Source organism: Weeksella sp. HMSC059D05 (genome assembly GCF_001809725.1).
Lineage (GTDB): Bacteria > Bacteroidota > Bacteroidia > Flavobacteriales > Weeksellaceae > Weeksella > Weeksella virosa.
On sequence record NZ_KV798524.1, the window covers coordinates 101328 to 127412 of the forward strand.

Genomic DNA, 26085 nt, shown 5'->3' on the forward strand with positions numbered 1-26085 from the left:
TTCTATTATTAATTTCGTTGTATTTCCTACCTAGAATGTCCATTGCGTTCCGATAGTGACGCCAAATTTACGAACATCTGGCAAATTATTATAATTTCCTCGCCAATTAAAATCAATTCGTAACGGACGAATGTTTCCGATTCCGATATTTTCTATTCCAAATCCATATTCGAAATAGATTTGTTCATGGGGTGCAATATAATTGATTGTCGATCGGTTGAGTTCTTTGGTTGCTTGAGAAATATTACCGGTTGCGGCTCGCAAGAAACCAACTTCGCGTAATTTTAGTTTTTTGAGTAATGGTATTTTATTGAATAGCCAGCCATTGAAATGATGCTCCCATTGCAAAGAGGCATATTCATCGGTGACAAATTCATAATAATCCAACTGCGAGAAAGTCCCTTGTACCGATCCATAGCTTTCGTTCCCGGGCAATGCACTAAGCAAACTCAACGGTACTGCCTGAAAGGTTTTTCCGGCTTCTACGGTGATCCATGTTTTTCCGAATGATCCTATCAAAATTGGTTGATTGTATCGGAATTGTAGTTTATCGAAAGCAAAATCAGAATCCATCACGCCTTTCAGTCCTCTTGTATAACGCATCATTATGGTTGCTGCCAAGGTACTGACCTCGTGACGATCGATTCCCCACTGTGCATATTTGGCTTTTGGTCGTGCAATAATCGAGAAACTTACACTCGAGTTGGTGAGGGTAGAATGTTCTTGATTGTTTTTTAAATAATTGATTTTGAATTCTTCTGTATTGGCAGATTTGATGCGTTGATAATTTCCATCGACCCGAAGGACTACATTTTTCCACGGTTCGATCGAAAGATATGCATTGCTAATATTATGGTTACTGAGAAAAGCATTGTTGCCTCCTTGCGAAAGAATCGACGAGGAAGCAAAGCTGCGCGTCATGATGCCGTCTGAAGCTGTGAGCTGAGAACCCAATTGTTCCACATCTCGTTTGGTTCCTACCCCTATCTGAAAACGATTATACTGATTAAACATATAACGGGCTTCTACACCGTATTTGAATTTCTCATCTTTAAACCCGTAAGCCGTATAACCCGCCACACGCCACCTATCGTTTTGTGAAAAATAGGTTCTTGCACCGGCACGCAAACGAAAACCTTCTATTTTATTATAGCCAAAAGTCGAATACAGGTCTCCGATATCAAGAGAATTAAATAGATTGTAATAACCCGAACTTAAAGTTTCTATACCTTTAACAATTCGTTTGAATTTCGGTACTTTGTTGAGTTCTTCTAGGGTTCGATACACTCCTTTTTCTTCTTCGGTGAGTTCACTCGGTCGGTTCGTTACCCAAAATTCATCGTTTTGCAGATTGATTACCGATTTGGATGGGTCTAACTTTTCTTCATAAAACGCTTGTGGAAATCGTGTCTTGAAATCGTATTGATAATAATCGACTGTTCGATGAACAAACAATCCTTTGCTGTTTTCTTTTTTGTTGAGCAACGACATGTCCATCATCGAATAATAGCGCAACGGATAATATACCTCATCACTTTCTATTTCGTATAGTAGATCTAAAAAGATATTGCGAACAAAGTTTACATTCATGTCTTTGGTGCTTTCCATCACGATTTCTTTCACGGCAAAATGTTCTGTGCTGATATAAATATCTCCCTTGAAGGTATATTCGCCTAATCGTCGTGGATAATATTTTATTCGATAACTCAAATCACCATCAATATCCAAGGTATCCCGCAGTTCGTATTCGTAAGTGGCAAAACCATCTTTAGCTATCGGACTCACAAAATTGATGTCTAAAAAGTTGAGTCGATTATCGTAAATATTGATTTCTCGAAAGAGATTTTTCACTGTTTGGGCGACCAGCTCATTGTTATCAAAACCAGATGTTTTGTTGCCCAATAATTCTTTTCTTTGGGTTTTGTTGGGTAGATTAGTCCCCGAAACACGGTAAATAGATTCATTGAGGAAGGCTGGTAAATAGGTTTTCCCGTTGATAGCCGAAGTATCCATCCGTTCGAAAATAAACTCCATCTTGCGGAAGATTTTTTGCTTCATAAAAGTGCTGTCGATATTACTAAGATCGAATTGCAGTTTTTCGTATTCTTTGTAATCGTATTGCGGAACCGTTTCTAATCCATTTTTTCGGTTCTTTTCCCACACTTTGCGCAAAATAGCATAGGCTGGATTTTCTTTTTTTTTGTATCGTTGTTTCTTTTGAGTTACAACTGCTCCTTGCAATTCTATTGCACCCGAATCGTCGGTCATCCAACGATCATCTTCTTTATCGGGTTGCAGAAACAACTGAAAATTATAATTGATTTTGTTCTCCAAAGTAACCTTTCGGTCTTGGTATCCGTATTTACTTATCACTAAAAAAGTAGCATCTGTCTTCGATTCTATATAAAAAGTACCATCTGTATTTGTAGTGGTAACCAATTTTAGTTCAGGTAAAGATACATCTGCATAGGCAACTGGTTGCTGATTGAGAGAATCGTAAATCGTTCCCTGGATTTTTACTTGTGCCTGCAAAAACCACATGCTCAAAAACAATTGAATAATAAATAATTTCTTCATAGGTATAAAAAACGAAGTCTAGCAAATTGTATGCTAGACTCATAGGTATTGGATATGATTTTTATCTTTTATTTTTGTACTGGATAGTAATCGATGCTACGCAGTAGTGTATTGCATGCTAAATACTTACCACACCATCTCTCCGATAAAATTGCCATTTCCTCTGATTGGGTTTTGTATAAAAAAATTATTTATACATCACAGTTTTCAAAGCTTCTACTACCTCTTTTACTTGTGGGTACCATAGCTCGAAAAGATTTGGAGCATAAGGTGCCGAAGTATCTTTGGTATTGATACGGATAATTGGTGCATCTAGATAATCGAATGCTTTTTTCTGTACCATGTAAGTTATTTCTGAAGCAACATTGGCAAACGGCCATGCTTCCTCTAAAATTACCAAGCGATTGGTTTTCTTCACCGACTGGAAGATTGTTTCATAATCCAAAGGACGTACTGTGCGTAAATCGATGATTTCTACCTCTATTCCGTCTTTTGCCAATTCGTCGGCAGCAGCATACGCTTGCTTGATTACTTTACCATAAGAAACAAGGGTTACATCTTTTCCTGCTCGTTTGATATCGGCTTTACCAATCGGAATTAAATATTCTTCTTCCGGAATTTCCATTTTGTCACCGTACATCTGCTCAGATTCCATGAAAATAACTGGATCATTGTCACGTATAGCACTCTTCAATAAACCTTTTGCATCATAGGGATTAGACGGTACAACGACTTTCAGTCCCGGAACATTTGCATACCAACTATCGAATGCTTGTGAGTGGGTTGCTCCTAACTGACCTGCAGAAGCGGTAGGCCCACGGAAAACAATCGGACAGTTGAATTGCCCTCCTGACATCTGGTAAATTTTAGCTGCGTTGTTGATTATCTGATCAATGGCAACCAATGAAAAGTTAAACGTCATGAATTCGATAATTGGTCGTAAACCCGTTAAGGTAGAGCCAACTCCTATTCCGGTAAAACCACCCTCAGAAATTGGGGTATCCAAAACTCTTCCTGGTCCGAATTCATCCAACATACCTTTCGAAGCTTTGTAAGCACCATTGTATTCGGCCACTTCTTCACCCATCAAATATACGGAAGCATCACGTCTCATTTCTTCGCTCATCGCTTCGGCGATAACTTCCCTAAATGTTTTTATTGCCATCTGATTTGTTACTTAATTTTTCTAATGACAAATGTAAACAATTTTGCTTTGTTTTGCTCAGTTTCTTCTTATACATTCTGAAAAAAGAAGTATTTTTGGTCTTTTCTTTCGAGTTGCTTTTACCAAACCTCTCTATTTGCTTAGAAACAAGAGCATATACGAAATGTGAATAATTCTCGTTATCTGCAAGATGATTTTGTCTTTTTTGAGTAGGTAGCTAACGGAATGTTTTGGTAGAAAGAATCTGTTTATACTGAGTTTACTCGGAAGTACTATTTTTCGCTCACAGAATTATAGTAGCCCAAGACTACTCGACACGAGGCTGCAATTTTCCCAACCAAATGAATTTTAAATTTTTACTATATGGTACAACTAAAAAAACAATCGTATCCTTATCTTTTCGCAGCTGTTGCTTTGCTTTTTACGGCTTGTAACAATGATGATGATCACACGATTAGCGAACCCGAAGAAGTTGGCACATACGCCAAAGGATTTTTCATTCTGAACGAAGGAAACTCTTCGCCTACATCCTCATCGATTAGTTTCTTGAAAAATGGAACGATGCAAACGGATATTTTCCGGAAAGAAAACCCTAACTCACCAGAAATAGGTACGTATTTGCAATCGATGTTTTTCGACAAGAAGTATGCTTATATCATTTCGTCGAATTCGAATTCGGTAACCGTTGTTGATAAAAACACCTTTAAATATGTCAAAACCTACAACGAGAATTTAGACACGCCGCGTTATGGTTTGGTTCATAACGGAAAAGCGTATATTACCAATCAAGGTGCTTGGAATCTGAAAGATGATTTCGTCACGGTAATTGATTTGTCTAGTGGAAAGTCGGAAAAAATAATGGCCAATGATTACACAGAATTAATTACCGAAGAAAACAACAAAATCTATATATCGAACGGATATTACTCTGAAGGAACAACGGTAATGGTTCTCAACCCACAAAATAATCAGTTTGAAAAAAAGATTGATTTGGGCGAAAATAATTCGCCGATTGCATGGGAAGAAGAAAATAACTCGCTCTACATTCTTACAAGTGGTAAACGTTTATTGAAAATGAATTTGGTCAATCATCAAATTCAAACACAAGATTTGCCAAGTGATATTAGCATGGTGGGACATCTAAAAATCGAAGATGATTTCTTGTATTATACCTCAGCCAACAAAGTTTATAAACAAAAATTAGACAATAAACTTAGTGAAACTCCTTTGTTTAGCTACGAATCGAGCTCGCAATACGGTGTGATGTATGGTTTCACGGTAGACGATAACCGAATTTATATTTCAGATGCAACCGACTTCAACTCGGATGGGCGTGTATTAGAATATTCGACAAACGGAAGTTTTATCAAAGAATACAAAACAGGAATTGCTCCGAATGGATTCTATAAAAACGATTAAAAAGATCGAAACCAAAAAACTTTTAATTAACCGACACTTTCTTAGGAGAGTTTCGGTTTTTTTGATCGAAATATTTGTTTCAGATTACGGCTATTGAATAACAGAATCGATAAAAAGATAAGACTATAAGCGATAATTTGCTCCAAAGAAACTGCCTCTTTGTAATAGAAAACAGCCAAAAGAAAATTGATAATCGGATTGAGATAAATCAGGATTCCGACAGTTGACGAATCGATACCTTTCAGGGCAAAATTATTGAGAATCATAGGAATTATCGTAAAGAGAATCACAACCAGCGCAATACTTTTATAGAAGCGAGTTTCGGTAGGAAATGGTTCGCTTTTCCAACCATAAAAAGGCATTATCAAAACCGAAACAATCGTTAACTGAAGCATCAAGAGACTGAAGCTATCAAATCGATTGAGTCTTTTCTGAATAATGATATAGATAGAAAAACTAAGCGCTACAAAGAGACTGTAATACAACTCGCGAAAATGCCCGAAAGCCATGATGATACAGGCGAAAGTACTCAGCCCGATGGCAAACCATTTTTCTCGCCCGATATGGTCTTTCAGTATCAAAACGCTAAGCAATGTGGTAATTACCGGACAAATCAGATACGAAAGTGAGGCTGTTTGCACACTCACATGATTCATCACATAAATGAAAGCCAACCAATTAAACATCAACACAATAGAACTACCAAATAATCGTATAACCATTTGGTTTTGTTCTTTCTTGCTCAATGATCGATACAGTTGATAATCAGCTTCTATTTTCTTTCTTCTTAGAAAACATCCTACCAAAAGCAAAAGAATCGTACTGAAAAACAAACGATAGTATAAAATTTCCATCGACGGATAATCGCTGATTGGTCGCAAGCCAAAGGAAAAAAATCCCCAAAGAAAATAGGTGAGAATTGCGGCAAATAAGTACTTCGATTGCTTCATTTGGCAAAGTTAGTTTTTTAGCCAAATAATTAAACTTTTAACAATGGTTCATTTACAAAAAGAAACAATTGACCTACCTCTGGGTTTGATTATCAAACACAAAAAAAGCCTGAAAATTTTCAGGCGTTTATATTATTCTTCTTTTTCTGAGTCTTCTCTTAGATCTTCTTTAATTATTTTCACTTTCAGTAAAATAATTTCTACAGAATTACGGTACATCTTTATGATTTTCCCGGTATAAGCTTCCAAGTCAATCTCATCACCAACTTCCAAATCTCGATCATAGTAAACTTCGCTAATCAAACCAGCCAACGTATCGTAATGTTCGCTTTCTTCGAACTGATAAGGCAATAGGCGATTGATATCTATAATGGTTTTATGAGCATTTACTCGGTAAGCACCATCGGCAACCTTCGTAACTATTGGGTCTTCGTTATCATATTCGTCTTGTATTTCTCCTACGAGTTCTTCTAGAATATCTTCCATCGTTACTACACCGCTCATTTCTCCAACCTCATTGGTTACTACAGCCAACTGTAAGTGTTTTTTCTGAAATTGCTTCAGCACATTTTTTATCAAAGCCGACTCTGAAATAAAAATCGGTTCGCGCAACAAGCCACGGATATCAGTCTGGTTGGGGTTCGCCAATAGGGATTTCATTAAATCTTTTGTGTATAAAACACCCACAATATTGTCTAACGAATCTTCGTATACAGGATATCGAGAATACCCCTCTTGTATCGCATAATCAATCGATTCTTTTACGGTAGACTTGATCTCGATAGCTGAAACATTTTTACGCAAAGTCTGAATATTCAATACCCGACGATCATCAAACTCGAATACATTCTGAATGAGATTTCGTTCCGACTCTTCAATAGCACCACCTTCTTGACTTTCGGTAATAATCATTTTAAGTTCTTCTTCACTGTGGATTTCTCCTCCATGAATTGGTCTGATTCCAAAAACTCTAAGAATCATATTTGCAAAACCATTCATCAACCAAATAATTGGACGACAAACAAAATAGAAAATACGCAAAGGTAATGCAACCGTAAAGGTTGTTTTGGTAGGAAATTGAATTGCCAAAGACTTCGGTGCCAATTCCCCAAACACAATGTGCAAAATCGTGATGATGACAAATGCCGTTGGGAAAGCTACTTTGTTGGCAATGCTAATCCACTCTGGGCTATCTAAGCCTACCATCATAAAGATTTTTACGATGACTGGCGACAAAGAACTCTCCCCTACCCAACCCAAACCTAGAGAAGCCAAGGTAATCCCAAGTTGCGTAGCAGCTAAATAGGAGTCTAAATTATTAACAATGATTTTTGCAGTAGAAGCCATTCGAGAGTTAATATCATGACTAACTTCTATTTGTGAACTTCTAACTTTTACGATTGCAAATTCTGCTGCAACAAAAAAACCATTCAATAAAACAAGGAAAATAGTTAATAACAGCTTGAAAACTGAAATTTCACCGGTGACATTGTGACCCACTGTTGTTGCCATCAACGTCATCATCTGGGAGTGTGTGTCCATTCTATATAATTAAAACTAACTCAGTTGATTTTTTTTAAGAGTTAGGAATCCGATTACCGAATTTAGTATTTTTTTGAATTCTAAGCAAAGTTAGAAAAATTTTAGATTCTTTGCCTTTTATTTTAATTTGATTGTTAAAGAGATTATTTTTGAGGGATGAATGATTGGATACTGAAAATAGAAAATCTAAGTTTGAGCTTTGGCCATAAGAAAGTTCTAGACCGCGTAAGCTTCACACTAAACAAAGGAGAAACCTTGGGTTTGGTAGGAGAATCTGGCAGCGGAAAATCGATTACATCATTGGCAATCATGGGCTTGCTCAATAAAAACGCAAACATAGATCCCGAGAGTAAAATTCTTTTCAAAACCAATAATCAACTCATCGACCTGACAAAAATCAACTCAAAAGAATATGCTTCTCTTCGTGGAAATTCATTAGGAATGATTTTTCAAGAACCGATGACTTCTCTCAATCCAAGTATTCGATGCGGTAAACAAGTCGAAGAATCTATTCTTTTGCATCAAAACCTCAACAACACACAAGCCAAAAAAAAAGTTTTAGCACTTTTCGAAAAAGTAAAACTTCCTAACCCAGAACGGATATACAAAGCCTACCCACATGAGTTATCTGGCGGGCAAAAACAACGCGTCATGATTGCGATGGCCATTAGCTGTGAGCCCGAAGTGCTAATCGCCGATGAACCCACTACTGCTTTGGATGTTACTGTACAAAAAGCAACCCTCGACTTACTGAAAGAATTGCAAATGACTGAGGGAATGAGTATGCTTTTTATTTCGCACGACTTAGGAGTAATTGCCAATGTGAGCGAAGAAGTTTTGGTGATGTATCAGGGGAAAGTTGTAGAACAAGGACGGGTAGAGACAATTTTTCATCAACCTGCTGAAAACTATACGAAAGGCTTAATTGCTTGTCGTCCGCGCCTAGATACACGCTATAAGCGTTTACCAACCGTAACAGATTTTATGAAAAATAAGGATTTCTATGCCGAAATTTATAGTGATGAAGAACGAGCTGCTGACCACCGAGCCTTATACGAACAAGCACCTTTACTAGAAGTGAAAAATCTAAAAAAATACTTCACACAATCGCATTGGTTTGGAAAAGAAGAGGTGCAAGTAAAAGCTGTAGATCACATTAGTTTCAAAGTATATCCTGGTGAAACACTTGGTTTGGTAGGAGAATCTGGAAGCGGAAAAACAACACTTTCACGCACCCTTCTTTTACTAGAAAAACCGACTAGTGGTGAAATCTATTTTCGAGGACAAGATATCTTAAAGATGAAAAAAGAAGATATTCGCCGATTACGAAAAGATATTCAAATCATCTTTCAGGATCCTTATTCGAGCCTAAATCCTCGTCATACCATTCAACTCATTCTCACCGAACCGATGAAAATTCATGGTATAGGAAAAAGCAATAAAGAAAGAGTAGAAAAGGCAGCTCATTTGCTCGAAAAAGTAAATTTATCGGTAGAGGCATTGAAGAAATATCCTCACGAATTTTCGGGTGGGCAACGCCAGCGTATAGGAATTGCAAGAGCGCTGGCTCTAAAACCCCAATTCATTATATGCGACGAAAGTGTTTCTGCACTAGATGTATCTGTTCAGGCACAGGTGCTTAACCTGCTGAACGATCTGAAAAAAGAATTTCATTTTACTTATATTTTTATTTCTCATGATTTGGCTGTCGTTAAATATATGAGCGATCAGCTTTTAGTGATGCAACACGGTCAAATGAAAGAATTAGCAGATGCGGACCAGGTATACAATCATCCTAAAACAATATATACCAAAGAGTTAATAGAAGCAATACCAAAATTATGATCCTATGAATACTGTAAAAGATAAAGTAGCATATATAACGGGCGGTTCGAAAGGAATCGGTTTCGGAATCGCACACACCCTCATAGAAGCTGGCATGAAAGTGGCGATATCTGGGCGCGACAAAGAAAGCATCGAACAAGCAAAACACGCCTTGGGTAACCAAAATGTTTTGGCAATTGTGTCGGATGTAAGAAATTATGAAGACGAAGTAAAAGCCATCGAAACAATTGTAAAAGAATTTGGCAAAGTTGATGTAGTAATTGCCAATGCCGGATTGGGAAAATTCGCCCCAATAGATCAACTTGCTTTAGAAGACTGGCACTCGATGATAGACACCAATCTAACGGGTGTTTTCCATACCCTAAAAGCTTCAGTAGAACAACTCAAAGAACATAAAGGATATTATATAACAATTGCTAGTTTGGCCGGTACGAACTTTTTTGCAAATGGCACAGCTTACAATGCCTCTAAGTTTGGTGTAGTAGGGTTTACACAAGCTGCCATGCTCGATTTACGTAATTATGACGTGAAATGTACCACAATTTTGCCCGGATCGGTAACCTCACATTTCAATGGTCATGTACCAAACGAAAAAGATGCCTGGAAAATCCAACCAGAAGATATGGGGCAGCTGATTGTAGATTTACTAAAAATGAATGCCAATGTACTTCCTAGTAAAATAGAAATCCGCCCGACCAAAACAACTTTATAAGTTTGTGAAACACACATCTCTTATAAAAAATAAAAAAAAGCAACACGATATTTCATGTTGCTTTTTAACTATTTTTCTGGCACTGATTATCTTTTTCTTTCGACAGGCTCTGCCTTCAAAGTAGCTTCTTTTACCGCTGAAACTGGTTGAGTTGCTTTTTGTTGGTAATGAGAAGAATTTTTCAGTGTAGCTGCCTTTCCTTGAGTATTAACAGCTTTGCTTTCTTTTGTTGGGTTCTCTTGTTTTTGAAACTTTTTTGAAGGACCTTGTTGCGCAAATGCTACTGCCGCAACAGAAAATAACGATAATAAAAGTAATTTTTTCATATTGTGTAATTTTGAATTGTAGTAAATATAATTAAAATATAAATATAAAAACAATATTTCTGATTAATTCTTATAAAATAACAGTTTTATTATAAATTTGTATACCTTTTAACAAAGAATGAAAAAAGACCTTACAATCATTATCCCAATATTCAACGAAGAAGATAACCTTGAGCGTGTAGAAAAAGAACTTACCAATTATTTAAGAAAAGCTTCTCTACCAACCAAGGTTTTATTGATAAATGATGGATCAAAAGACAACAGTCTTCAGCTAATAAAAAATATTTGTAGCCGAAACAACGCTTTTTATTTTATTAGTTTTGATAAAAATTATGGTCTAAGTGCTGCGATAAAAGCTGGTTTCGACTGGGCAGATACTAGTTGGGTGGGCTATATAGATGCCGATTTACAGACATCTCCAGAAGATTTCGAAAAACTCCTTATACATATTCCGCAATACGATTTGGTAACAGGCGTGCGTGCCAATAGAAAAGACTCTCTGGGGAAAAACTTGTCCTCTAAGATTGCGAACAGCATCCGACGTGCTTTCACCAACGACGGGATGGACGATACGGGTTGTCCGTTAAAAATCATGCGAACAGATATGGCAAAAAAAATTCCAATGTTCAAGGGATTACATCGTTTTTTACCCGCAATGATTTTATTACAAAATGGAAAAATTACTCAAATTCCGGTTCGTCATTTCCCAAGGATTGCTGGCGTTTCAAAATTCAATATGTGGAACCGTCTACTAGGTCCACTTTCTGATTGCTTTGCCTATCTTTGGATGAAAAAAAAATACATCAATTATACGGTAAAAGAAAGCAATGTCGACACCTAATTGGTTTATTTACATGATAGGATTTGTGGCGCAAATCTTGTTTTCTAGTCGCCTCATTCTACAATGGTTAATCTCTGAAAAAAACAAAAAAGTCCTAACCCCAAAACTCTTTTGGGAATTTAGTTTAGCAGCATCGGTTTTGCTTTTTATCTATGGATATCTGCGTCATGATTTTGCTATTATGCTAGGACAAACGTTAACATATTATATATATATCCGCAATATTCAACTCCAGAATCATTGGAAATCTTTCCCAAAAATAATTCGAATAAGTTTACTGATATTCCCTGTTATTTTGGTTGTGGTAGGATTCAATAACGGAATTATCGATGTGGATAATCTTTTTAGAAACGAAAAAATACCGCTCTGGTTACTCACCTTAGGAATCCTTTCTCAGGTCATGTTTACCTTTCGGTTTGTGTATCAGTGGCTGTATTCTGAATATCAAAAAAACTCTAGTTTACCAATCGGATTCTGGGTTATTAGCCTCATCGGAAGCTTTTTTATCCTAACCTATGCCATCATCCGAAAAGATCCTGTCTTATTTATTGGCCATTTTATGGGATTTATTATCTATTTTAGGAACATAATTTTGATTTGGAAAACCCAAAAAGATGACTAAAACCAACAAAGAATATATTTTTCTTGCACTCATCACCATACTGATGCTCTTTATCAATCTCGGTCTTACACCGACAAATATAATGGAAGCAAGAAATTTTGTAACGGCAAGAGAAATTATAGATAGCAATAACTGGATTTTTACGACGCTCAACGGATTGCCTCGTTACGAAAAACCCCCTTTACCCACTTGGATCACTGCTATTTTTGGTAAATTTTTTGGTTTTGATAATCTATATTATCTCCGTATTCCGGTTGCTATAATTACTGTTTTATTGGTTTTCTATTTTTATCATTTGGTAAAACGATTTACCACCCATTTCCATGCGTATTTGGCGAGTCTAATTCTCATTACTTCTTTCTATATTTTCTTTGCAGGACGTGATAATAATTGGGATATGTACACGCATAGTTTCGTGATTATCGCTTTGTTTTATCTACTTCTCCTCTATCAGAAATGTTACCCAATAGGGTATAAATTCTATTTAGGTGCAATCAGTTCGCTCTCATTAGCAGCCTCTATCCTCAGTAAAGGACCTGTCTCTTTGTATGCTTTATATTTACCTTTTTTACTAGCCTATTTCTTGGTCTACAAAGACAATCGGAAAAGCAAATTCCTGATAGCTTTATCGATTACGGTAACTGGTACATTGATCGGTTTTAGTTGGATGTGGTATGTAAAAACGCACGATCCCCTACCCTTTTCTAAAGCAGCAAAAACAGAAATTTCTCGTTGGGGAAGTTACAACATTCGTCCTTTTTATTATTATTGGAGCTTCTTTACACAATCGGGCATTTGGACCGTAGTTGCTTTTATTGCACTACTTTATCCGTACCTAAAAAACAAAGTAAGCAACCCAAAAGCCTATCAATTTGCCTTTCTTTGGACAATTTTTTCTTTAATTTTATTATCGATTATCCCCGAAAAGAAAACACGCTACATCTTACCAACACTGATCCCTCTAGCCTACAATACAAGTTTTTATGTTTTGTATTTGTATAAAAACTTTACAACAATTTCTAATAAAGAGCGTTTGGCTGCTAATTTTTCTTTCGGGATTATTGGGATAATTGCTTGTCTTTTTGTCGGGATTATTCCCTACCTCATTTTGCGAAAAAGTTTTTCTTTCTATGCAATTCCTTTGGTTTTGAGTGGTTTGTTCTTTGGATGGACGATTCTCAACAACCTGAAATCGAGGAATTTTATCCTCGTTTTTTATTCTACAATTCTTTTGATGACTTCTGTAGTTGCGTTTGCTTATCCTGTTTTCACCTCGAAGTTGAATAATCCCAAGTATACCTCTCGTGAAAATTTCCATGAAATAGAAAAGCAATGGAACATCAAAACGTATGAATCTGATGGTTTTATTCCCGAATTGATTTTGGCCTATGGAGAGCCAATTCCGGTTATCAAAAATCTAGATGAAATTACTTTGCCAAAAAGTGATCGTTTCGGTGTATTATTAGATGTAAACGATACGATATTTATGGATTCTGTTCTGTTTGGGTATCATCATCAGAAAATTACGACTCTAGATTTTAATCGTGTTCATCCGAACACTCCCTTTTATAATCCGAGACTAACTCGCGCTTATTATTTGGTCGAAAAAAAGTAATTTCTTCTAAAAAATGAGTCGAAATTGCAAAGAACTTTTAACTTTGTTGTAAAATCAATTATACTATGCTTGTAGTTTCTTACATTCAAGAAAATAAGGAAGAAGTTATTGAAGGACTTAAGAAAAGAAATTTCAAAGAACTTTATTTGATCGACGAAGTGTTGAGTTTGGATGAATTACGTCGTAAAACACAATTCGAGTTAGACACAATTTTGGCAGAATCGAATAAACTTTCTAAAGAAATCGGGAACCTTTTCAAATCGGGACAGACAGAAGATGCCAATAAACTGAAAGAACAAACGACCGAACTAAAATCATCGTCCAAAGAACTACAAGATTTATTATCCGAATACGAAGCATCGATTCAGAATATTTTATATCAAATTCCTAATGTACCCAACGAATTGGTGAAAGCAGGAAAAGATGAAAATGATAATGAAATCGTTTTTTCTTCAGGAGATGCTTCTCCCAAGAAAGGATATTTACCGCATTGGGAAGTAGCCAAGAAATACGATTTGATTGATTTTGAATTGGGAGTGAAAATTACTGGTGCAGGTTTTCCTGTTTACAAAGGAAAAGGAGCTCGATTGCAACGCGCTTTGATTCAATATTTTTTGGATAAAAACACCGCAGCTGATTACCAAGAAATCATCCCGCCATTTGTGGTGAATGAAGCTTCTGGTTACGGAACGGGACAATTACCCGACAAAGAAGGACAAATGTATTATGTAAAAGAAGATGATTTGTATTTGATACCGACTTCTGAAGTTCCTGTGACCAATATTTACCGCGATGTTATCTTGAGAGATGAAGAATTACCGTTGAAACATACAGCATATTCACCTTGTTTCCGTAGAGAGGCAGGAAGTTATGGGAAAGATGTACGTGGACTAAATCGTTTACATCAGTTCGAGAAGGTAGAAATTGTTCGCATAGAAAAACCAGAAAATTCGATGGCTGCCTTAGACGAAATGGTTGAGCATGTAAAAGGTTTATTGGAGGAGTTGGATTTGCCTTACCGTATTTTACGTTTATGTGCTGGCGATACAGGTTTTGCCTCATCGATTACCTACGACTTCGAGGTTTTTTCTCAGGCTCAAGAAAAATGGTTAGAAGTTAGTTCGGTATCAAACTTTAGAGATTTTCAGGCAAATCGTCTAAAATTGCGTTATAAGGCAGGAAATGCTTCTCAGCTGCTTCACACTCTAAACGGTTCTGCATTGGCATTGCCTCGGATTCTAGCTTCGATACTTGAGAACTATCAGCAAGAAGATGGAAGCATCAGAATTCCGAAAGTGTTGGTTCCTTATACTGGATTTTCAGAGATTAAATAAAAGAACTATCGTTCTCAAGTAAAAAAATGGTTCGAGAAAATACTTCTCGAACCATTTTTTTATTAATCTTTTGGTTTATCCTACCGAAATAAAAAGAGGGACGAAATACATTCAACCCTCTTTTACTATACTTATACTTGAAATAAAGTTGCTATTATTCTACGGTAACCGATTTTGCCAAATTTCTTGGTTGATCGACATTTTTACCTAACTTCACTGCTACCCAATACGATAATAATTGCAATGGAATAGCTGTGAGAATTGGCGAGAATTCTTCTTCAGTTTCTGGAATTACCACATAATCATCCGCCATATTGACTACTTGCTCATCGCCTTCGTTTACGATTGCGATAACTTTGGCACTTCTAGATTTTATTTCTTGAATATTAGAAACCACTTTCTCGTAGTAGCCTTTTTTGGTTGCAATTACAATTACAGGCATATTCTCGTCTAATAAAGCAATAGGTCCGTGCTTCATTTCTGCGGCAGGATAGCCTTCTGCATGGATATACGAGATTTCTTTTAGTTTTAATGCCCCTTCTAATGCAGAAGGATAATTGTATCCACGACCTAGATAAATAACATTTTTATTATCCTTGTATTTTTCGGCAATTTTTTCTACTACTCCTTCACAGTTTTCTAGAATTTGTTCTACTTTGTTTGGGATATTTTCTAATTCGCGAATCAATAAGTTGAAGCGCTCATTAGATAATTCTCCTTTATGTTTACCTAATTTGATAGCAATCATCGCCAATACAGTCAGCTGAGCAGTGAAAGCTTTGGTAGAAGCTACTCCAATTTCTGGTCCTGCATGGGTATATGCACCGGCATCGGTAATGCGTGCAATTGATGACCCAACTACATTATTGATACCGAAAATAAAAGCTCCTTTTTCTTTGGCTAACTTTAGTGCTGCTAAAGTATCGGCTGTCTCTCCCGATTGCGAAATTGCAATTACTACATCATTTTTCTTGATGATCGGATTTCTGTATCGAAATTCTGACGCATATTCCACTTCTACCGGAATACGAGCAAAATCCTCAATCATGTATTCTGCTATTAAACCAGCATGGTAAGAGGTTCCGCATGCAACAATAATGATTCTTTTGGCGTTGAGGAATTTCTCTTGATGATCCCAAATTCCGGCCATCTTAATTATTCCTTCGTCAACCAACAAACGTCCACGTAGCGTATCGTAAATAGAGCGTGGTTGCTCATGAATTTCTTTCAGCATGAAATGTTCATAACCTCCTTTTTCGATTTGTTCGATATTCAATTGTAGTTCTTGAATGTTGGGGGTTACTTCAGTATTGTTTTCTATTTTTCGGATATCAACTTCTTTTCCTCTGGTGATTGTCGCCATTTCTCCGTCATCTAAGTACACGGCGTCTTTGGTAAACTCGATAAAAGGTGATGCATCAGAGGCTATAAAATACTCATTCTTCCCAATTCCGATGGCTAATGGAGAACCTAATCGCCCCACTACTATTTCGTCTGTATTTTCTTTATCCAAAACAGCAATTGCATAAGCACCAATTACTTGGTTGAGTGCTAAGCGTACAGCATCGGTAAGATTAAGTTTATTTTCATCTTGTAGGTATTGAATGAAATTTACTAAAACTTCGGTATCGGTTTCACTATAAAAAGTAAATCCTTTTTCTACCAATAATTGTTTCAGTGTATCGTAGTTTTCGATAATACCATTATGTACCAAAACGATGCGTCCATTGTTACTTAGGTGTGGATGCGAGTTTACATCATTTGGCACCCCATGTGTTGCCCATCTTGTATGCCCAATCCCAACGGTCGGTGTATGGTCGATGTCTGTGCTTTTATCTTCCAAATCAGATACTTTGCCCTTGGTTTTCACCAACTCGAATTTATCCTCTTTTGCTAAAACTAATCCTGCACTATCATACCCTCGGTATTCTAGTCTTTTTAGCCCATTGATAATAATGGGATATGCTTGTCGGCTTCCAATATATCCTACGATTCCGCACATAATTTTTTACTTTTGAGTGTAATATACTAATAATTTAAGTTTCTTTTCTTGATCGGAAGATTGATTCCCATGGAACACCAAACGGTGTGGAGAAGACACTCTATTATTATAATGAGGTTTCTCTGAATAGATGTTGGATTTCCCTATCTCTAATAAGAAATTACCCATACCGATTCGCATTTCTTGGTTCTCGAATACTTCTCCTCTTTCGATCATCGATTTGAGATGATCTGTTATGTCTATAATATATTGGCCATCATTCTTCTTGAAGTTGTACATTGGATTAAAATGTACATTGTGCGGATAGCTATTGACAAAGGATTGTTGTCTTGTCATATCCGAATACATTTCATCTATCCATTTTCCTTCTTTTTGGTAATGATTCCATGCAAAAATATATGGTGGCTTTGAGGCGATATCTTGATAAGAGTTGTCCACATTCATAACTACTTTCGCCCCCACAATAATCCAATTGTTCGCTTTGGCTTTATTGCGAAAATCTTCTAATGCTTCTGGTTTGATATGGAGATTTATCATCGTACCATCCATACCATTGAGGTACAATCTCGACGCTCCATTTACTCTGTCTGGATTTTGGGTTGCTGATAGTAATTCGGCACTTCTTTGGTTGCTAAACTGATTTAACTGTACCGTGAAATCTGGTCCTGATTGTAAAGATGTCCATCGATTACGGAAACCAAAATCATAACTAGACTGCATTCGTTTAGGTTCTTCGCCTTCTTTTACTTTGGTATCGTCATGCGAATAATACATCTTCAGCTGAATTTGATTTGGATTGAATTGAAAATAAAATCCATTATCATTTTCTACCGAAATCTCTAATCCACGTAACACATTACGAATGAAAGTTGCATTATCGCTCAAGTTTCCTGTACTTCGATTATTGATAATTTTTTGCTGGAAAAAGTCTTTGTCCAACATAACTTTGTACGCTACTTCTTCTTCGAAATCGGTTGTTGATTTGTCTTTTTCTTTTACTATATTCTGCACCACAGTTTTAGTGATCTCTGTTGATCCTAAAACGGTTGGCAAAACCTCTATCTGATCCTTGTTACGCAAATTAGGGTTAGAATAATAAAGAGAATCGTAAAAAAGAACTGTATTCATTTCACGAACATTTAGACGCATCGTCGCATCTTTATGACCGTAAATCGAATCCAATTCATACGTGTTTTTTATCCACCATTTTTCTATTTTATCTTTATCTGTTCCGCTCGTTACTTTTACTGTATCTTGCTTTGCTGCTTTCTCTTTATGATATACCGGAATTCGAAGAACAACAGAATCTACTGTAGGATTTTGACCAAAGGTAGGATTTGCTCCCGATAGACGTACTTGGGTATAGAATCGGGCTTTATTTTGCCCAAAAGTTGGTTCGTTGTACACACCAAGAATAGCGTTTTGTAATACTTTTTGGTTAGAAAGAATGGTGTCGGTAGTGGTATTGTACGCAACAAGATCCAATTCGTACTTCGAGCCAGTTGCTCCTCCTCCTACCAATTCATCTCCTACAGTTAACGGGTCGTTATCACACGAAACCAACAGGCTGCTTGTGACCAATAGTGCAGACAAAACGGTAAGCACATTCAAGATTCTCTTCATCCGGTATTCTAAATATTAAAAAATTAGTTTGCGTTGATTACTTCTTCTATATAAAAATTCTTATAAACTTCTTTTGCCAATTCTCCTGTTTGGAAGTCTAACAAAGGTAAATCTTTACTCTTGATAAACTCTTCAACATCTGTAGGAATTTTTTCTTCTCCCTTCACAATCGCATCTGCATACTTTAGTGCTGCTTGCACCCAAGCCAAATGAGTTGGTGTGTCTAAATACTCTTTCACCTCCCCTTCGACTTTATCAAATGCTAATTTGTTAACGATGTCTGGATTCAATTCTCCTTTAAACCCATTGTCAAACAAAGAAACAACTACTTTTGTGTCATGAAAAAAAGGATCATCCTGATAGTATTTTCTTAAATACAACGGCAACAAGCCCGACATCCACCCCAAAATGTGTACCACATCTGGCTTCCAGTTTAATTTTTTCACGGTTTCTAAAACCCCTTTTGCAAAGAAGATTGCTCGCTCATCATTATCTGCTGCCATTTCACCGTTTTTCGACGTGTACACTTCTTTGCGTTTGAAATACTCTTCATTATCAATAAAATAAACTTGCAAACGTTCATTCGGTACAGATGCAACTTTTATGATCAATGGCTGATCGATATCATTGATAATCATATTCATCCCCGATAATCGAATCACTTCATGAAGCTGATGTCTACGCTCATTAATCACCCCAAAACGAGGCATAAAAATACGAACATCTGCCCCATCACTCTGCATTAATTTCGGTAAAGCTAAAGCTTGTGAAGACATTGGATTTTCAGGAAAGTATGGAACCATCTCAGTAGTGACATACAAAATTCTCTTTTCTTGCATAATGATAACTCTTTTCCTATTGTAAAACAGGGTACAAAGGTACAAAAAAATATTGACATTTGCTTTGTTATCTTTAGCTTTGTCACGATTTTAGAATTTTTTAACAGCCCGAACAAATGAAAATTTTTCGTACCCAAACCGAAATGTCTCCTGTACTACAAAAAACAAGGGAGAATGGGGAAACCATAGGTTTCGTCGCTACAATGGGTGCCTTACACCAAGGCCACCTAGCGTTGATACAACAAGCAAAAAAAGAAAATGAAGTTGTTGTAGTGAGTATTTTTGTCAATCCGACTCAATTCAACAATCCTGAAGATTTAGCCAAATACCCACGAACAGAAGAGAAAGATATTGTTTTATTATCCGATAATAATTGTGATTTTCTTTATTTGCCAAACGTCGAAGATGTTTATCCCGAAAAAGAAGAAAATGAAGATTACGATTTTGGCTTACTCGATCAAGTAATGGAAGGAAAATTTCGTCCTGGCCATTTTGCTGGTGTAGCAACGGTTGTCAACAAACTTCTGCGTGCTGTACAACCCACAAAAGCCTATTTCGGTGAAAAAGATTTCCAGCAAGTACGTATTGTTCAGGAAATGGTAAGACAAGAAAAATTACCGGTAGAAATTGTTACTGTTCCAGTTCAAAGAGCTGAAAATGGTTTGGCCCTAAGTTCTAGAAACACACGACTTACGGAAGAAAATCTACAAGCAGCTCCTTTCATTTATGCAACCTTGCAAAAAGCAAAGAATTTAAAAGAAGAGGGAAATTCTGTACATGAAGTCAATTCGTATGTTGAAAAAGCTTTTGCCAATTCACCTTTCGAGCTAGAATATTTTCAGATAGCCGATGAAGAAACCCTTCAACCCATTGACGATTTTACCTCTACAAAGAAAATTCGCGCTTTTGTTGTTGCCTATGCAGGAGATGTCCGCTTAATTGACAACTTATCATTTTCTTAATAAAACTTATTCCTATTCACAGATATAGAGATCATAAAAAAATAAATTAAATTTGCATTATTATGATGATAGAAATTTTTCAATCGAAAATACACCGCGCAACTGTTACTGACGCAAAATTAAATTACATCGGCAGCATTACGATCGATGAAGATTTGCTGGATGCTTCGAAAATTTTGGTCGGACAAAAAGTACAAATTGTCGTACAAGAAAATGGCGAAAGATTCGAAACCTATGTAATAAAAGGAAAACGCGGAAGCGGTGAAATTTGCCTCAACGGCCCCGCAGCAAGACGTGTACAAGTGGGCGATACCATAATAATTATTGCCTATGCTATGATGGATTATGACAAGGCAAAAACTTTCCAGCCGACGATCATTTTCCCGAACGAACAAAATCGATTAGATTAGAAGTAAACAGCAAAAATGAATGCCAAAATAAAACAAAGTATCTTTCTTATTTTTGCGACTGCTTTGGCAGGATTTTTTATTTATATTACTGCTCAGAAAATCGATTTTGACCATGTGAAAGTTATCTTGAAAAAGACAAATTATTTTTGGATTTTCTTGTCGATGTTTCTCAGTATTGTTTCCTATTGGATTCGTGCCAAGCGCTGGAATCTTTTACTCAATCCGATTGGCTTGTACCCAAAAACGATTAATAATTTTTGGTCGATTGCCTTTGGATATTTTATGAATCTTACCATACCCAGAAGTGGAGAAGTCGCTCGCGCAACCTCCCTTTACAAAACAGAAAATGTACCCATCGATAAAACTTTTGGGACAATTGTTCTCGAGCGGGTAATCGATTTAGTCTGCTTACTTACGGTGATTGGTCTTTCGTTTATTTTTAATTATGAAATACTACAGAAGTTTTTAGAATTTGGCAACCGAGAAAGCAGTGAACACCCTGCCGAAAAATCATCTTCTAATCTTATCTATATCGCATATGCAGTGCTCTTGGGTGCGATTATCCTTGGACTATTTTGGAGGAGATTGAAACGAACAAAGCTTTTCGATAAGATAAAAAACTTTTTATTCGGCATCTTAGAAGGTCTAAAATCTATATCTAAACTGAAAAAAAGACGAGAATTTATCGTTTGGTCTATCCTTTTATGGGTCTGTTACTTCCTGATGACCTATGTTGTCTTTTTTGCTTTTCCCGACACACAATCCCTTGGTTTGCGCGAAGGTTTATTTCTTTTAGTCGCAGGTTCATTCGGGATGATTTTGCCTGTAGCAGGCGGTTTGGGCTATCCTTATATCATGTCGATTGCTTTTGCTGCGATGTACACAATCAACCAATCGGATGCAGAAAACGGTCGTCAAATTGGCGATTATTTTGGTCTAATTCTCTACTTAGCACAAATAATTTCAATGATTTCTTTTGGTTTAATAGCCATGTTTTTTATCAGTAAAAACAAAACCTCATAACAAACGGAAACTACCTTATCCGCTCAGGATTTCATCCTACCGAAAAACAGAAAAAAGGAAACTCTTCAAGTACAACATAAATTGTATTTTTGAAAAAAAGTTTCGGAATGGCAAAAATCAAAACTGCATTTTTGTGTCAGAATTGTGGTACTCAGTCTTCACAATGGATGGGACAATGCAAAAATTGTGGCGAATGGAATACAATTGTAGAAGAAGTGATCGATAAGGGAGAGGATAAAAAAGTTTGGAAAAATCCTCGTCACAAAACAAGCTCTCCTGTGCTGAATATTCGCGAAGTAAACCCGCTAGGCGAAACTAGAATCAGCACCAAAAACGCCGAACTCGATCGTGTTTTAGGTGGTGGGATTGTACCTGGATCGGTAATCTTGGTCGGAGGAGAACCTGGCGTAGGAAAATCGACCTTGATGTTGCAAATCGCCCTAAAACTCAACAATACAAAAATACTTTATGTCTCTGGTGAAGAAAGTGTTAACCAAGTAAAATTACGTGCAGAACGCATCGGAATAGAATCGGATGAATGCTATGTTTTGCCCGAAACCAATACCCAAAAAATATTTGCACATGCCAAAGAAATTCAACCTCAACTAATTATTATCGATTCGGTTCAAACACTTCAGACTGCCTATGTAGAGTCATCACCAGGAAGTATTTCACAAATCAGAGAAACAACATCAGAACTGATCCAATATGCAAAAGAAACCAATACGCCTGTTATTTTGATTGGTCATATAACCAAAGAAGGCGTTATTGCTGGGCCAAAAATTCTCGAACATATGGTCGATGTCGTTTTACAGTTCGAGGGAGATCGAAACCATATTTACAGAATTTTACGAGCCAATAAAAATCGTTTTGGATCGACAGCCGAAATCGGAATTTATGAAATGCAAGGTAGTGGTTTACGCGAAGTGACTAATCCGTCTGAAGTCTTAATCATCAAAAAAGATGAACCTCTAAGCGGGAATGCAGTTGCAGCAACATTAGAAGGTGTGCGACCGATGTTGATCGAAGTGCAAGCTTTGGTAAGTTCGGCTGTGTATGGAACACCTCAACGTTCGACAACGGGTTTTGATCTGAAGCGTCTGAATATGCTTTTGGCCGTTCTCGAGAAAAGAGCGGGTTTTCGGCTGAACCTAAAAGATGTCTTTCTGAATATTACAGGTGGAATTCGGGTAGATGATCCCGCCCTCGATTTAGCGATTGTTGCGGCAATTCTCTCGTCTAACGAGGATATTACCGTGCCCGATAATTGCTGTTTTGCAGGTGAAATCGGGTTAAGTGGAGAAATACGTGCCGTAAATAGGGTGGAACAACGAGTTACTGAAGCCGAAAAATTAGGGTTTGATGCAATTTTTGTTTCGAAGTACAATAAACTAAAAGATAGCGATCATCAAATCAGAATTATCAGGGTTTCTAAAGTCGAAGAGATTTATCAAAAATTATTTCAGTAAACTTATAAGGTTTTGACCAATCCTACTTCTATCCTAAAAAGAGTTTTAGTGCATACGGCTTTCCTAAGCACCGCTTTGCTGCTACTTTATTGGGCAGCTGGACAAATTTCTATTGGGTATGCTTTGCCCTGTCCTTTTCATTCTCTTACCGGTCTTTGGTGTCCGGGTTGTGGTGGCCAACGCGCTTTGTTTTTATTACTGCAAGGAGATGTTGTAGCGTCTTTTCGGTCTAATATTTTTCTGATTCCGATAATCGTTTTCCTATTCTATTGGTATGTCGATTGGGTTGAACAGACCTTTTTCGAGCAAAGAAAAAAATTATACACCAATCATACAACCAATTATTTTCGATTAATTCTATGGATAGTTTTGATCTATTTTGTTCTCCGAAATCTCCCTTTTTTTCCGTTTACCTACCTCGCTCCTCCCGTAAAGTAGCTCTAATCTTTTCGTTTTCTTCAGCTGCCTTTTGGGTAGAATTTTCCTCTCCGATTACCCAAGTTTCGTTGGCATCCCATAGCTTACGAATTGCAATCATAGCTGGGTATAGATAGACTGGCTCGGCCTGTTGATTGAGCAAATAATCGCCCGTATCCCAACGTCCATTTTCGTTTTCATCAACTAATAGTCGGAAATAATATTCTTTTGGTTCTAAATTCGGAAAAGAATATACTGTTTCTTTCCCATAAAATTCTTGCAAAATTTTATCTCCATCTCGCTGTATAAACTGTAAAAAGAAAGGTTTGCTCGGAGCATTGGCGAGCGTTAGTTTTAGGTTGCCATAATCGGTACTTTTTCCTACCGAGAACTGGTAGGCTAAAGTGTCATTGGCAATTTCGAAAATGTTTTCTATAGCGTTTGGATACAAATTCAGTTCGAATTTCTGATCATAATCTTTCTCGAAATTCAACCACAGCATGGTTGGTTTTTTGGGGTCAAAAGTCACCTCAAAAGGAATCTGAACAGTGTCTCGAAACAGCTCGATATCTTGTTTGTTCCAGTTTGTAATAGGAGCATTGCTCACTAATTTCAGCGATTGATTCGGCGACAAGCTATTGTTCGTTAATTCGGGCGTCACCCGAAACTTAAAATCCTCTTTGGGCTGGTTGTAGAGAACGGTGGCAACGTCTTTTTTGTCGTTCGAAAGTACGTCGAATCGTAGGCGTTGATTGCGTGCAGACAAGGTATCTTTCTTTGGATTGAACCAAAAAACAATAGAATCTTGATCGATAAATTCTTCTATTTGAGCAGTTTTGAAATCTTTTTCGGTAATAATTTTCAAAGAATTTTTGAGTCCTTCGGTTGTGAAAAGAATTTGTCCATATCCTTTTTGTTCTGCTTTCAGAAAACGGTAGGCAGGTTTTTGCTGAAAAAGTTTTAATTGAATCGATTCTTGATTTTGGTCTAAGTGAATGTTGTCTGATAAAAAAGCTATTTTTTCTTTACCATAATCGATCATACTATTTTCTATTTCATCAGAAAAAGCAACAATTTTATAGGTTCCTTTTGCTAAATAATTCACCAAAAAACTCCCGTCTTCAGAAGCTCTAGCTATATAATATGGCTTTTTTCTTAGCGGGATACTGTCGTTGAACTTTTCGTCTACCTTGTACAATCCTACCACTACTTTTTCGGGTTGTTTCAGATGATATGGATCTTTTACTTTGCCTGCAATCTGCAAAGAATCGATGTAATTTCCGGTAGAAAAAACGTATGAAAAGTCGCTTAGCACATTGCCTTCGTTATGATCGCGAACAGCATCCCCAAAATTAAAATGGTAGGTAGTATTGGGTTGTAAAGTTTCTTGTAGTTTAATAGAAATATTCTTTTTGGCAGTAGCTTGAGGTGTTACGATCGGGTTCTTCTCAAAAGGTGGTGAAATCACAACATTTTTACTATAATCTTTGAGCATGATATACTCATCAAAATCGAGTATAATTTCTTTGATATCTGTATCAACATTTGTAGATAAAGTATCTGGAAAAGCTTTTAGAAACACGGGTGGATCCACATCTTTGGGTCCTCCTGTAGGCATTCCTTTACGTGCACATGAAGCGAAAGTAATTAGAACGCTGAGAAAAAGTATTTTTTTCATGGCCATTTTCATCTCCGCAAGTTACTACTTTTCGACTTTATTTGGTATAGGCAAGTGTAATGACACTAATTTTTATATTGGGATAGTCTTTGAAAAGATTGATACAATGTGCCAAAGTAGAGCCAGTCGTTAATACATCATCTAACAGAAGATAATGGCCATCGGGCGGAATCCTCTTTAGAACGAATGTATCCTCTAGTGAAGCAAATCGACTTTCTCGATCTTTTTTGGTTTGAGTTTTTAAATGCTTCTTCCTACCCAAAATATCCTCTATTACTTCTATCGAATTTATCCTACCTAAGGCTTTTGCAAAAGACAAAACTTGATTGTACCCTCTTTCTTTCAGTCGATTAGTATGGATTGGCATTGGAAGAATACCATCGAAAACTTGGGGTGGAAGTTGTATTTTTTCGGCAAAAAGAGCACCAATTTCTGCTTGATTTTTATATTTTATGGCATGCAAAATTTGTTGAGATAAATGTTCTTTCTCGAAAAAGAAAACAGCCGTAGCACTTTCTACCAAACACAAAGAGCGCAAACGATGATAAACCAAATTGTCTTGCGACAAAGAAAAATGAGTAAAAGGAATGGCTTGCAAACAAGAAACACAGAAATATTGTCTTCTGTTGATAACCGAAGAACAGCCTAAGCAACGAGCCGGAAAAAATAAATCTACCAAAGAATCTACGATCGGTTTTATTTCCATTAACTTTG

22 protein-coding genes are annotated in these 26085 nt (G+C 36.8%); 12 read left to right on the plus strand and 10 right to left on the minus strand.

Annotated elements, in window-relative coordinates:
- Positions 1-30: 30 nt before the first annotated feature.
- Positions 31-2577 carry a DUF5686 family protein gene (locus HMPREF2660_RS03090; RefSeq protein WP_070485594.1) on the minus strand — a complete coding sequence of 849 codons (2547 nt, stop codon included), beginning with the start codon at positions 2575-2577 and terminating at the stop codon, positions 31-33.
- Positions 2578-2764: 187 nt separating this feature from the next.
- Positions 2765-3742, minus strand: a complete 978-nt coding sequence (locus HMPREF2660_RS03095; RefSeq protein WP_013598068.1) for a pyruvate dehydrogenase complex E1 component subunit beta — start codon at positions 3740-3742, stop codon at positions 2765-2767.
- A 363-nt stretch (positions 3743-4105) separates the two neighbouring features.
- Here HMPREF2660_RS03095 and HMPREF2660_RS03100 point away from each other — a divergent pair, with 363 nt between their 5' ends.
- Positions 4106-5161 (plus strand): YncE family protein, encoded by a 1056-nt coding sequence (locus tag HMPREF2660_RS03100; RefSeq protein ID WP_070485595.1) that lies wholly within the window; start codon positions 4106-4108, stop codon positions 5159-5161.
- Positions 5162-5202: 41 nt separating this feature from the next.
- On the opposite strand, the gene HMPREF2660_RS03105 is transcribed toward HMPREF2660_RS03100, so the two are convergent.
- Positions 5203-6111 (minus strand): EamA family transporter, encoded by a 909-nt coding sequence (locus tag HMPREF2660_RS03105; RefSeq protein ID WP_070485596.1) that lies wholly within the window; start codon positions 6109-6111, stop codon positions 5203-5205.
- Positions 6112-6243: 132 nt separating this feature from the next.
- A complete protein-coding gene (locus HMPREF2660_RS03110) occupies positions 6244-7653 on the minus strand; it encodes a hemolysin family protein (RefSeq protein WP_013598071.1) in 1410 nt (469 codons plus the stop codon).
- Positions 7654-7809: 156 nt separating this feature from the next.
- Here HMPREF2660_RS03110 and HMPREF2660_RS03115 point away from each other — a divergent pair, with 156 nt between their 5' ends.
- Positions 7810-9498, plus strand: a complete 1689-nt coding sequence (locus HMPREF2660_RS03115) for an ABC transporter ATP-binding protein (RefSeq protein WP_070485597.1) — start codon at positions 7810-7812, stop codon at positions 9496-9498.
- Positions 9499-9502: 4 nt separating this feature from the next.
- Positions 9503-10210 carry an SDR family oxidoreductase gene (locus HMPREF2660_RS03120; RefSeq protein ID WP_070485598.1) on the plus strand — a complete coding sequence of 236 codons (708 nt, stop codon included), beginning with the start codon at positions 9503-9505 and terminating at the stop codon, positions 10208-10210.
- An 86-nt stretch (positions 10211-10296) separates the two neighbouring features.
- Here the strand turns inward: HMPREF2660_RS03120 and HMPREF2660_RS03125 are convergent, their stop codons facing one another.
- Positions 10297-10536, minus strand: coding sequence for a hypothetical protein (locus tag HMPREF2660_RS03125; protein ID WP_013598073.1), 240 nt, complete (start codon positions 10534-10536; stop codon positions 10297-10299).
- A gap of 118 nt (positions 10537-10654) precedes the next feature.
- Between HMPREF2660_RS03125 and HMPREF2660_RS03130 the strand changes: the two genes are divergently transcribed.
- From HMPREF2660_RS03130 to serS, 4 genes are all read left to right on the plus strand, one after another.
- On the plus strand, positions 10655-11377 hold the full coding sequence (locus tag HMPREF2660_RS03130) for a glycosyltransferase family 2 protein (RefSeq protein WP_013598074.1): 723 nt from the start codon (positions 10655-10657) through the stop codon (positions 11375-11377).
- A complete protein-coding gene (locus tag HMPREF2660_RS03135) occupies positions 11364-11999 on the plus strand; it encodes a lipid-A-disaccharide synthase N-terminal domain-containing protein (RefSeq protein WP_070485599.1) in 636 nt (211 codons plus the stop codon). Before HMPREF2660_RS03130 ends, HMPREF2660_RS03135 begins: the two co-directional genes overlap by 14 nt.
- Positions 11992-13614, plus strand: coding sequence for an ArnT family glycosyltransferase (locus tag HMPREF2660_RS03140; protein ID WP_070485600.1), 1623 nt, complete (start codon positions 11992-11994; stop codon positions 13612-13614). Before HMPREF2660_RS03135 ends, HMPREF2660_RS03140 begins: the two co-directional genes overlap by 8 nt.
- A gap of 65 nt (positions 13615-13679) precedes the next feature.
- Entirely contained in the window at positions 13680-14948 is a 1269-nt protein-coding gene (gene serS / locus HMPREF2660_RS03145) for a serine--tRNA ligase (RefSeq protein WP_013598077.1), read from the plus strand.
- 154 nt (positions 14949-15102) lie between these two features.
- Here the strand turns inward: serS and glmS are convergent, their stop codons facing one another.
- The 3 genes from glmS to HMPREF2660_RS03160 are packed head-to-tail and all read right to left on the minus strand — an operon-like array spanning position 15103 to position 19412.
- Positions 15103-16950, minus strand: coding sequence for a glutamine--fructose-6-phosphate transaminase (isomerizing) (gene glmS / locus HMPREF2660_RS03150; protein WP_013598078.1), 1848 nt, complete (start codon positions 16948-16950; stop codon positions 15103-15105).
- A 6-nt stretch (positions 16951-16956) separates the two neighbouring features.
- A complete protein-coding gene (locus tag HMPREF2660_RS03155) occupies positions 16957-18573 on the minus strand; it encodes a DUF4270 domain-containing protein (RefSeq protein WP_070485601.1) in 1617 nt (538 codons plus the stop codon).
- A gap of 23 nt (positions 18574-18596) precedes the next feature.
- Positions 18597-19412, minus strand: a complete 816-nt coding sequence (locus HMPREF2660_RS03160) for a glycogen/starch synthase (RefSeq protein WP_070485602.1) — start codon at positions 19410-19412, stop codon at positions 18597-18599.
- A 116-nt stretch (positions 19413-19528) separates the two neighbouring features.
- Here HMPREF2660_RS03160 and panC point away from each other — a divergent pair, with 116 nt between their 5' ends.
- The 5 genes from panC to HMPREF2660_RS03185 all read left to right on the plus strand — a co-directional run bounded on the left by panC (position 19529) and on the right by HMPREF2660_RS03185 (position 23714).
- Positions 19529-20374, plus strand: coding sequence for a pantoate--beta-alanine ligase (gene panC / locus HMPREF2660_RS03165; RefSeq protein WP_070485603.1), 846 nt, complete (start codon positions 19529-19531; stop codon positions 20372-20374).
- Between the two features lie 62 nt (positions 20375-20436).
- Positions 20437-20784, plus strand: a complete 348-nt coding sequence (gene panD / locus HMPREF2660_RS03170) for an aspartate 1-decarboxylase (RefSeq protein WP_013598082.1) — start codon at positions 20437-20439, stop codon at positions 20782-20784.
- A gap of 15 nt (positions 20785-20799) precedes the next feature.
- The gene (locus tag HMPREF2660_RS03175; protein WP_013598083.1) at positions 20800-21807 is read left to right on the plus strand and encodes a lysylphosphatidylglycerol synthase transmembrane domain-containing protein; all 1008 of its coding nucleotides are present in this window, start codon (positions 20800-20802) and stop codon (positions 21805-21807) included.
- 107 nt (positions 21808-21914) lie between these two features.
- Positions 21915-23276 (plus strand): DNA repair protein RadA, encoded by a 1362-nt coding sequence (radA, locus tag HMPREF2660_RS03180; RefSeq protein ID WP_013598084.1) that lies wholly within the window; start codon positions 21915-21917, stop codon positions 23274-23276.
- Positions 23277-23288: 12 nt separating this feature from the next.
- Complete coding sequence (locus HMPREF2660_RS03185) at positions 23289-23714, plus strand: DUF2752 domain-containing protein (RefSeq protein WP_083299051.1); 426 nt, start codon at positions 23289-23291, stop codon at positions 23712-23714.
- Here the strand turns inward: HMPREF2660_RS03185 and HMPREF2660_RS03190 are convergent.
- Positions 23686-25371 carry an Ig-like domain-containing domain gene (locus HMPREF2660_RS03190; RefSeq protein ID WP_255356406.1) on the minus strand — a complete coding sequence of 562 codons (1686 nt, stop codon included), beginning with the start codon at positions 25369-25371 and terminating at the stop codon, positions 23686-23688. The genes HMPREF2660_RS03185 and HMPREF2660_RS03190 overlap by 29 nt on opposite strands.
- A gap of 37 nt (positions 25372-25408) precedes the next feature.
- On the minus strand, positions 25409-26077 hold the full coding sequence (locus HMPREF2660_RS03195) for a ComF family protein (protein ID WP_013598087.1): 669 nt from the start codon (positions 26075-26077) through the stop codon (positions 25409-25411).
- Positions 26078-26085: the final 8 nt, after the last annotated feature.

Bases quoted from the DNA above. Each gene is read 5' to 3' on its own strand.
- HMPREF2660_RS03090 (WP_070485594.1), bottom strand. From the start codon at position 2,577: ATGAAGAAATTATTTATTATTCAATTGTTTTTGAGCATGTGGTTTTTG.
- HMPREF2660_RS03095 (WP_013598068.1), bottom strand. From the start codon at position 3,742: ATGGCAATAAAAACATTTAGGGAAGTTATCGCCGAAGCGATGAGCGAA.
- HMPREF2660_RS03100 (WP_070485595.1), top strand. From the start codon at position 4,106: ATGGTACAACTAAAAAAACAATCGTATCCTTATCTTTTCGCAGCTGTT.
- HMPREF2660_RS03105 (WP_070485596.1), bottom strand. From the start codon at position 6,111: ATGAAGCAATCGAAGTACTTATTTGCCGCAATTCTCACCTATTTTCTT.
- HMPREF2660_RS03110 (WP_013598071.1), bottom strand. From the start codon at position 7,653: ATGGACACACACTCCCAGATGATGACGTTGATGGCAACAACAGTGGGT.
- HMPREF2660_RS03115 (WP_070485597.1), top strand. From the start codon at position 7,810: ATGAATGATTGGATACTGAAAATAGAAAATCTAAGTTTGAGCTTTGGC.
- HMPREF2660_RS03120 (WP_070485598.1), top strand. From the start codon at position 9,503: ATGAATACTGTAAAAGATAAAGTAGCATATATAACGGGCGGTTCGAAA.
- HMPREF2660_RS03125 (WP_013598073.1), bottom strand. From the start codon at position 10,536: ATGAAAAAATTACTTTTATTATCGTTATTTTCTGTTGCGGCAGTAGCA.
- HMPREF2660_RS03130 (WP_013598074.1), top strand. From the start codon at position 10,655: ATGAAAAAAGACCTTACAATCATTATCCCAATATTCAACGAAGAAGAT.
- HMPREF2660_RS03135 (WP_070485599.1), top strand. From the start codon at position 11,364: ATGTCGACACCTAATTGGTTTATTTACATGATAGGATTTGTGGCGCAA.
- HMPREF2660_RS03140 (WP_070485600.1), top strand. From the start codon at position 11,992: ATGACTAAAACCAACAAAGAATATATTTTTCTTGCACTCATCACCATA.
- serS (WP_013598077.1), top strand. From the start codon at position 13,680: ATGCTTGTAGTTTCTTACATTCAAGAAAATAAGGAAGAAGTTATTGAA.
- glmS (WP_013598078.1), bottom strand. From the start codon at position 16,950: ATGTGCGGAATCGTAGGATATATTGGAAGCCGACAAGCATATCCCATT.
- HMPREF2660_RS03155 (WP_070485601.1), bottom strand. From the start codon at position 18,573: ATGAAGAGAATCTTGAATGTGCTTACCGTTTTGTCTGCACTATTGGTC.
- HMPREF2660_RS03160 (WP_070485602.1), bottom strand. From the start codon at position 19,412: ATGCAAGAAAAGAGAATTTTGTATGTCACTACTGAGATGGTTCCATAC.
- panC (WP_070485603.1), top strand. From the start codon at position 19,529: ATGAAAATTTTTCGTACCCAAACCGAAATGTCTCCTGTACTACAAAAA.
- panD (WP_013598082.1), top strand. From the start codon at position 20,437: ATGATGATAGAAATTTTTCAATCGAAAATACACCGCGCAACTGTTACT.
- HMPREF2660_RS03175 (WP_013598083.1), top strand. From the start codon at position 20,800: ATGAATGCCAAAATAAAACAAAGTATCTTTCTTATTTTTGCGACTGCT.
- radA (WP_013598084.1), top strand. From the start codon at position 21,915: ATGGCAAAAATCAAAACTGCATTTTTGTGTCAGAATTGTGGTACTCAG.
- HMPREF2660_RS03190 (WP_255356406.1), bottom strand. From the start codon at position 25,371: ATGAAAAAAATACTTTTTCTCAGCGTTCTAATTACTTTCGCTTCATGT.
- HMPREF2660_RS03195 (WP_013598087.1), bottom strand. From the start codon at position 26,077: ATGGAAATAAAACCGATCGTAGATTCTTTGGTAGATTTATTTTTTCCG.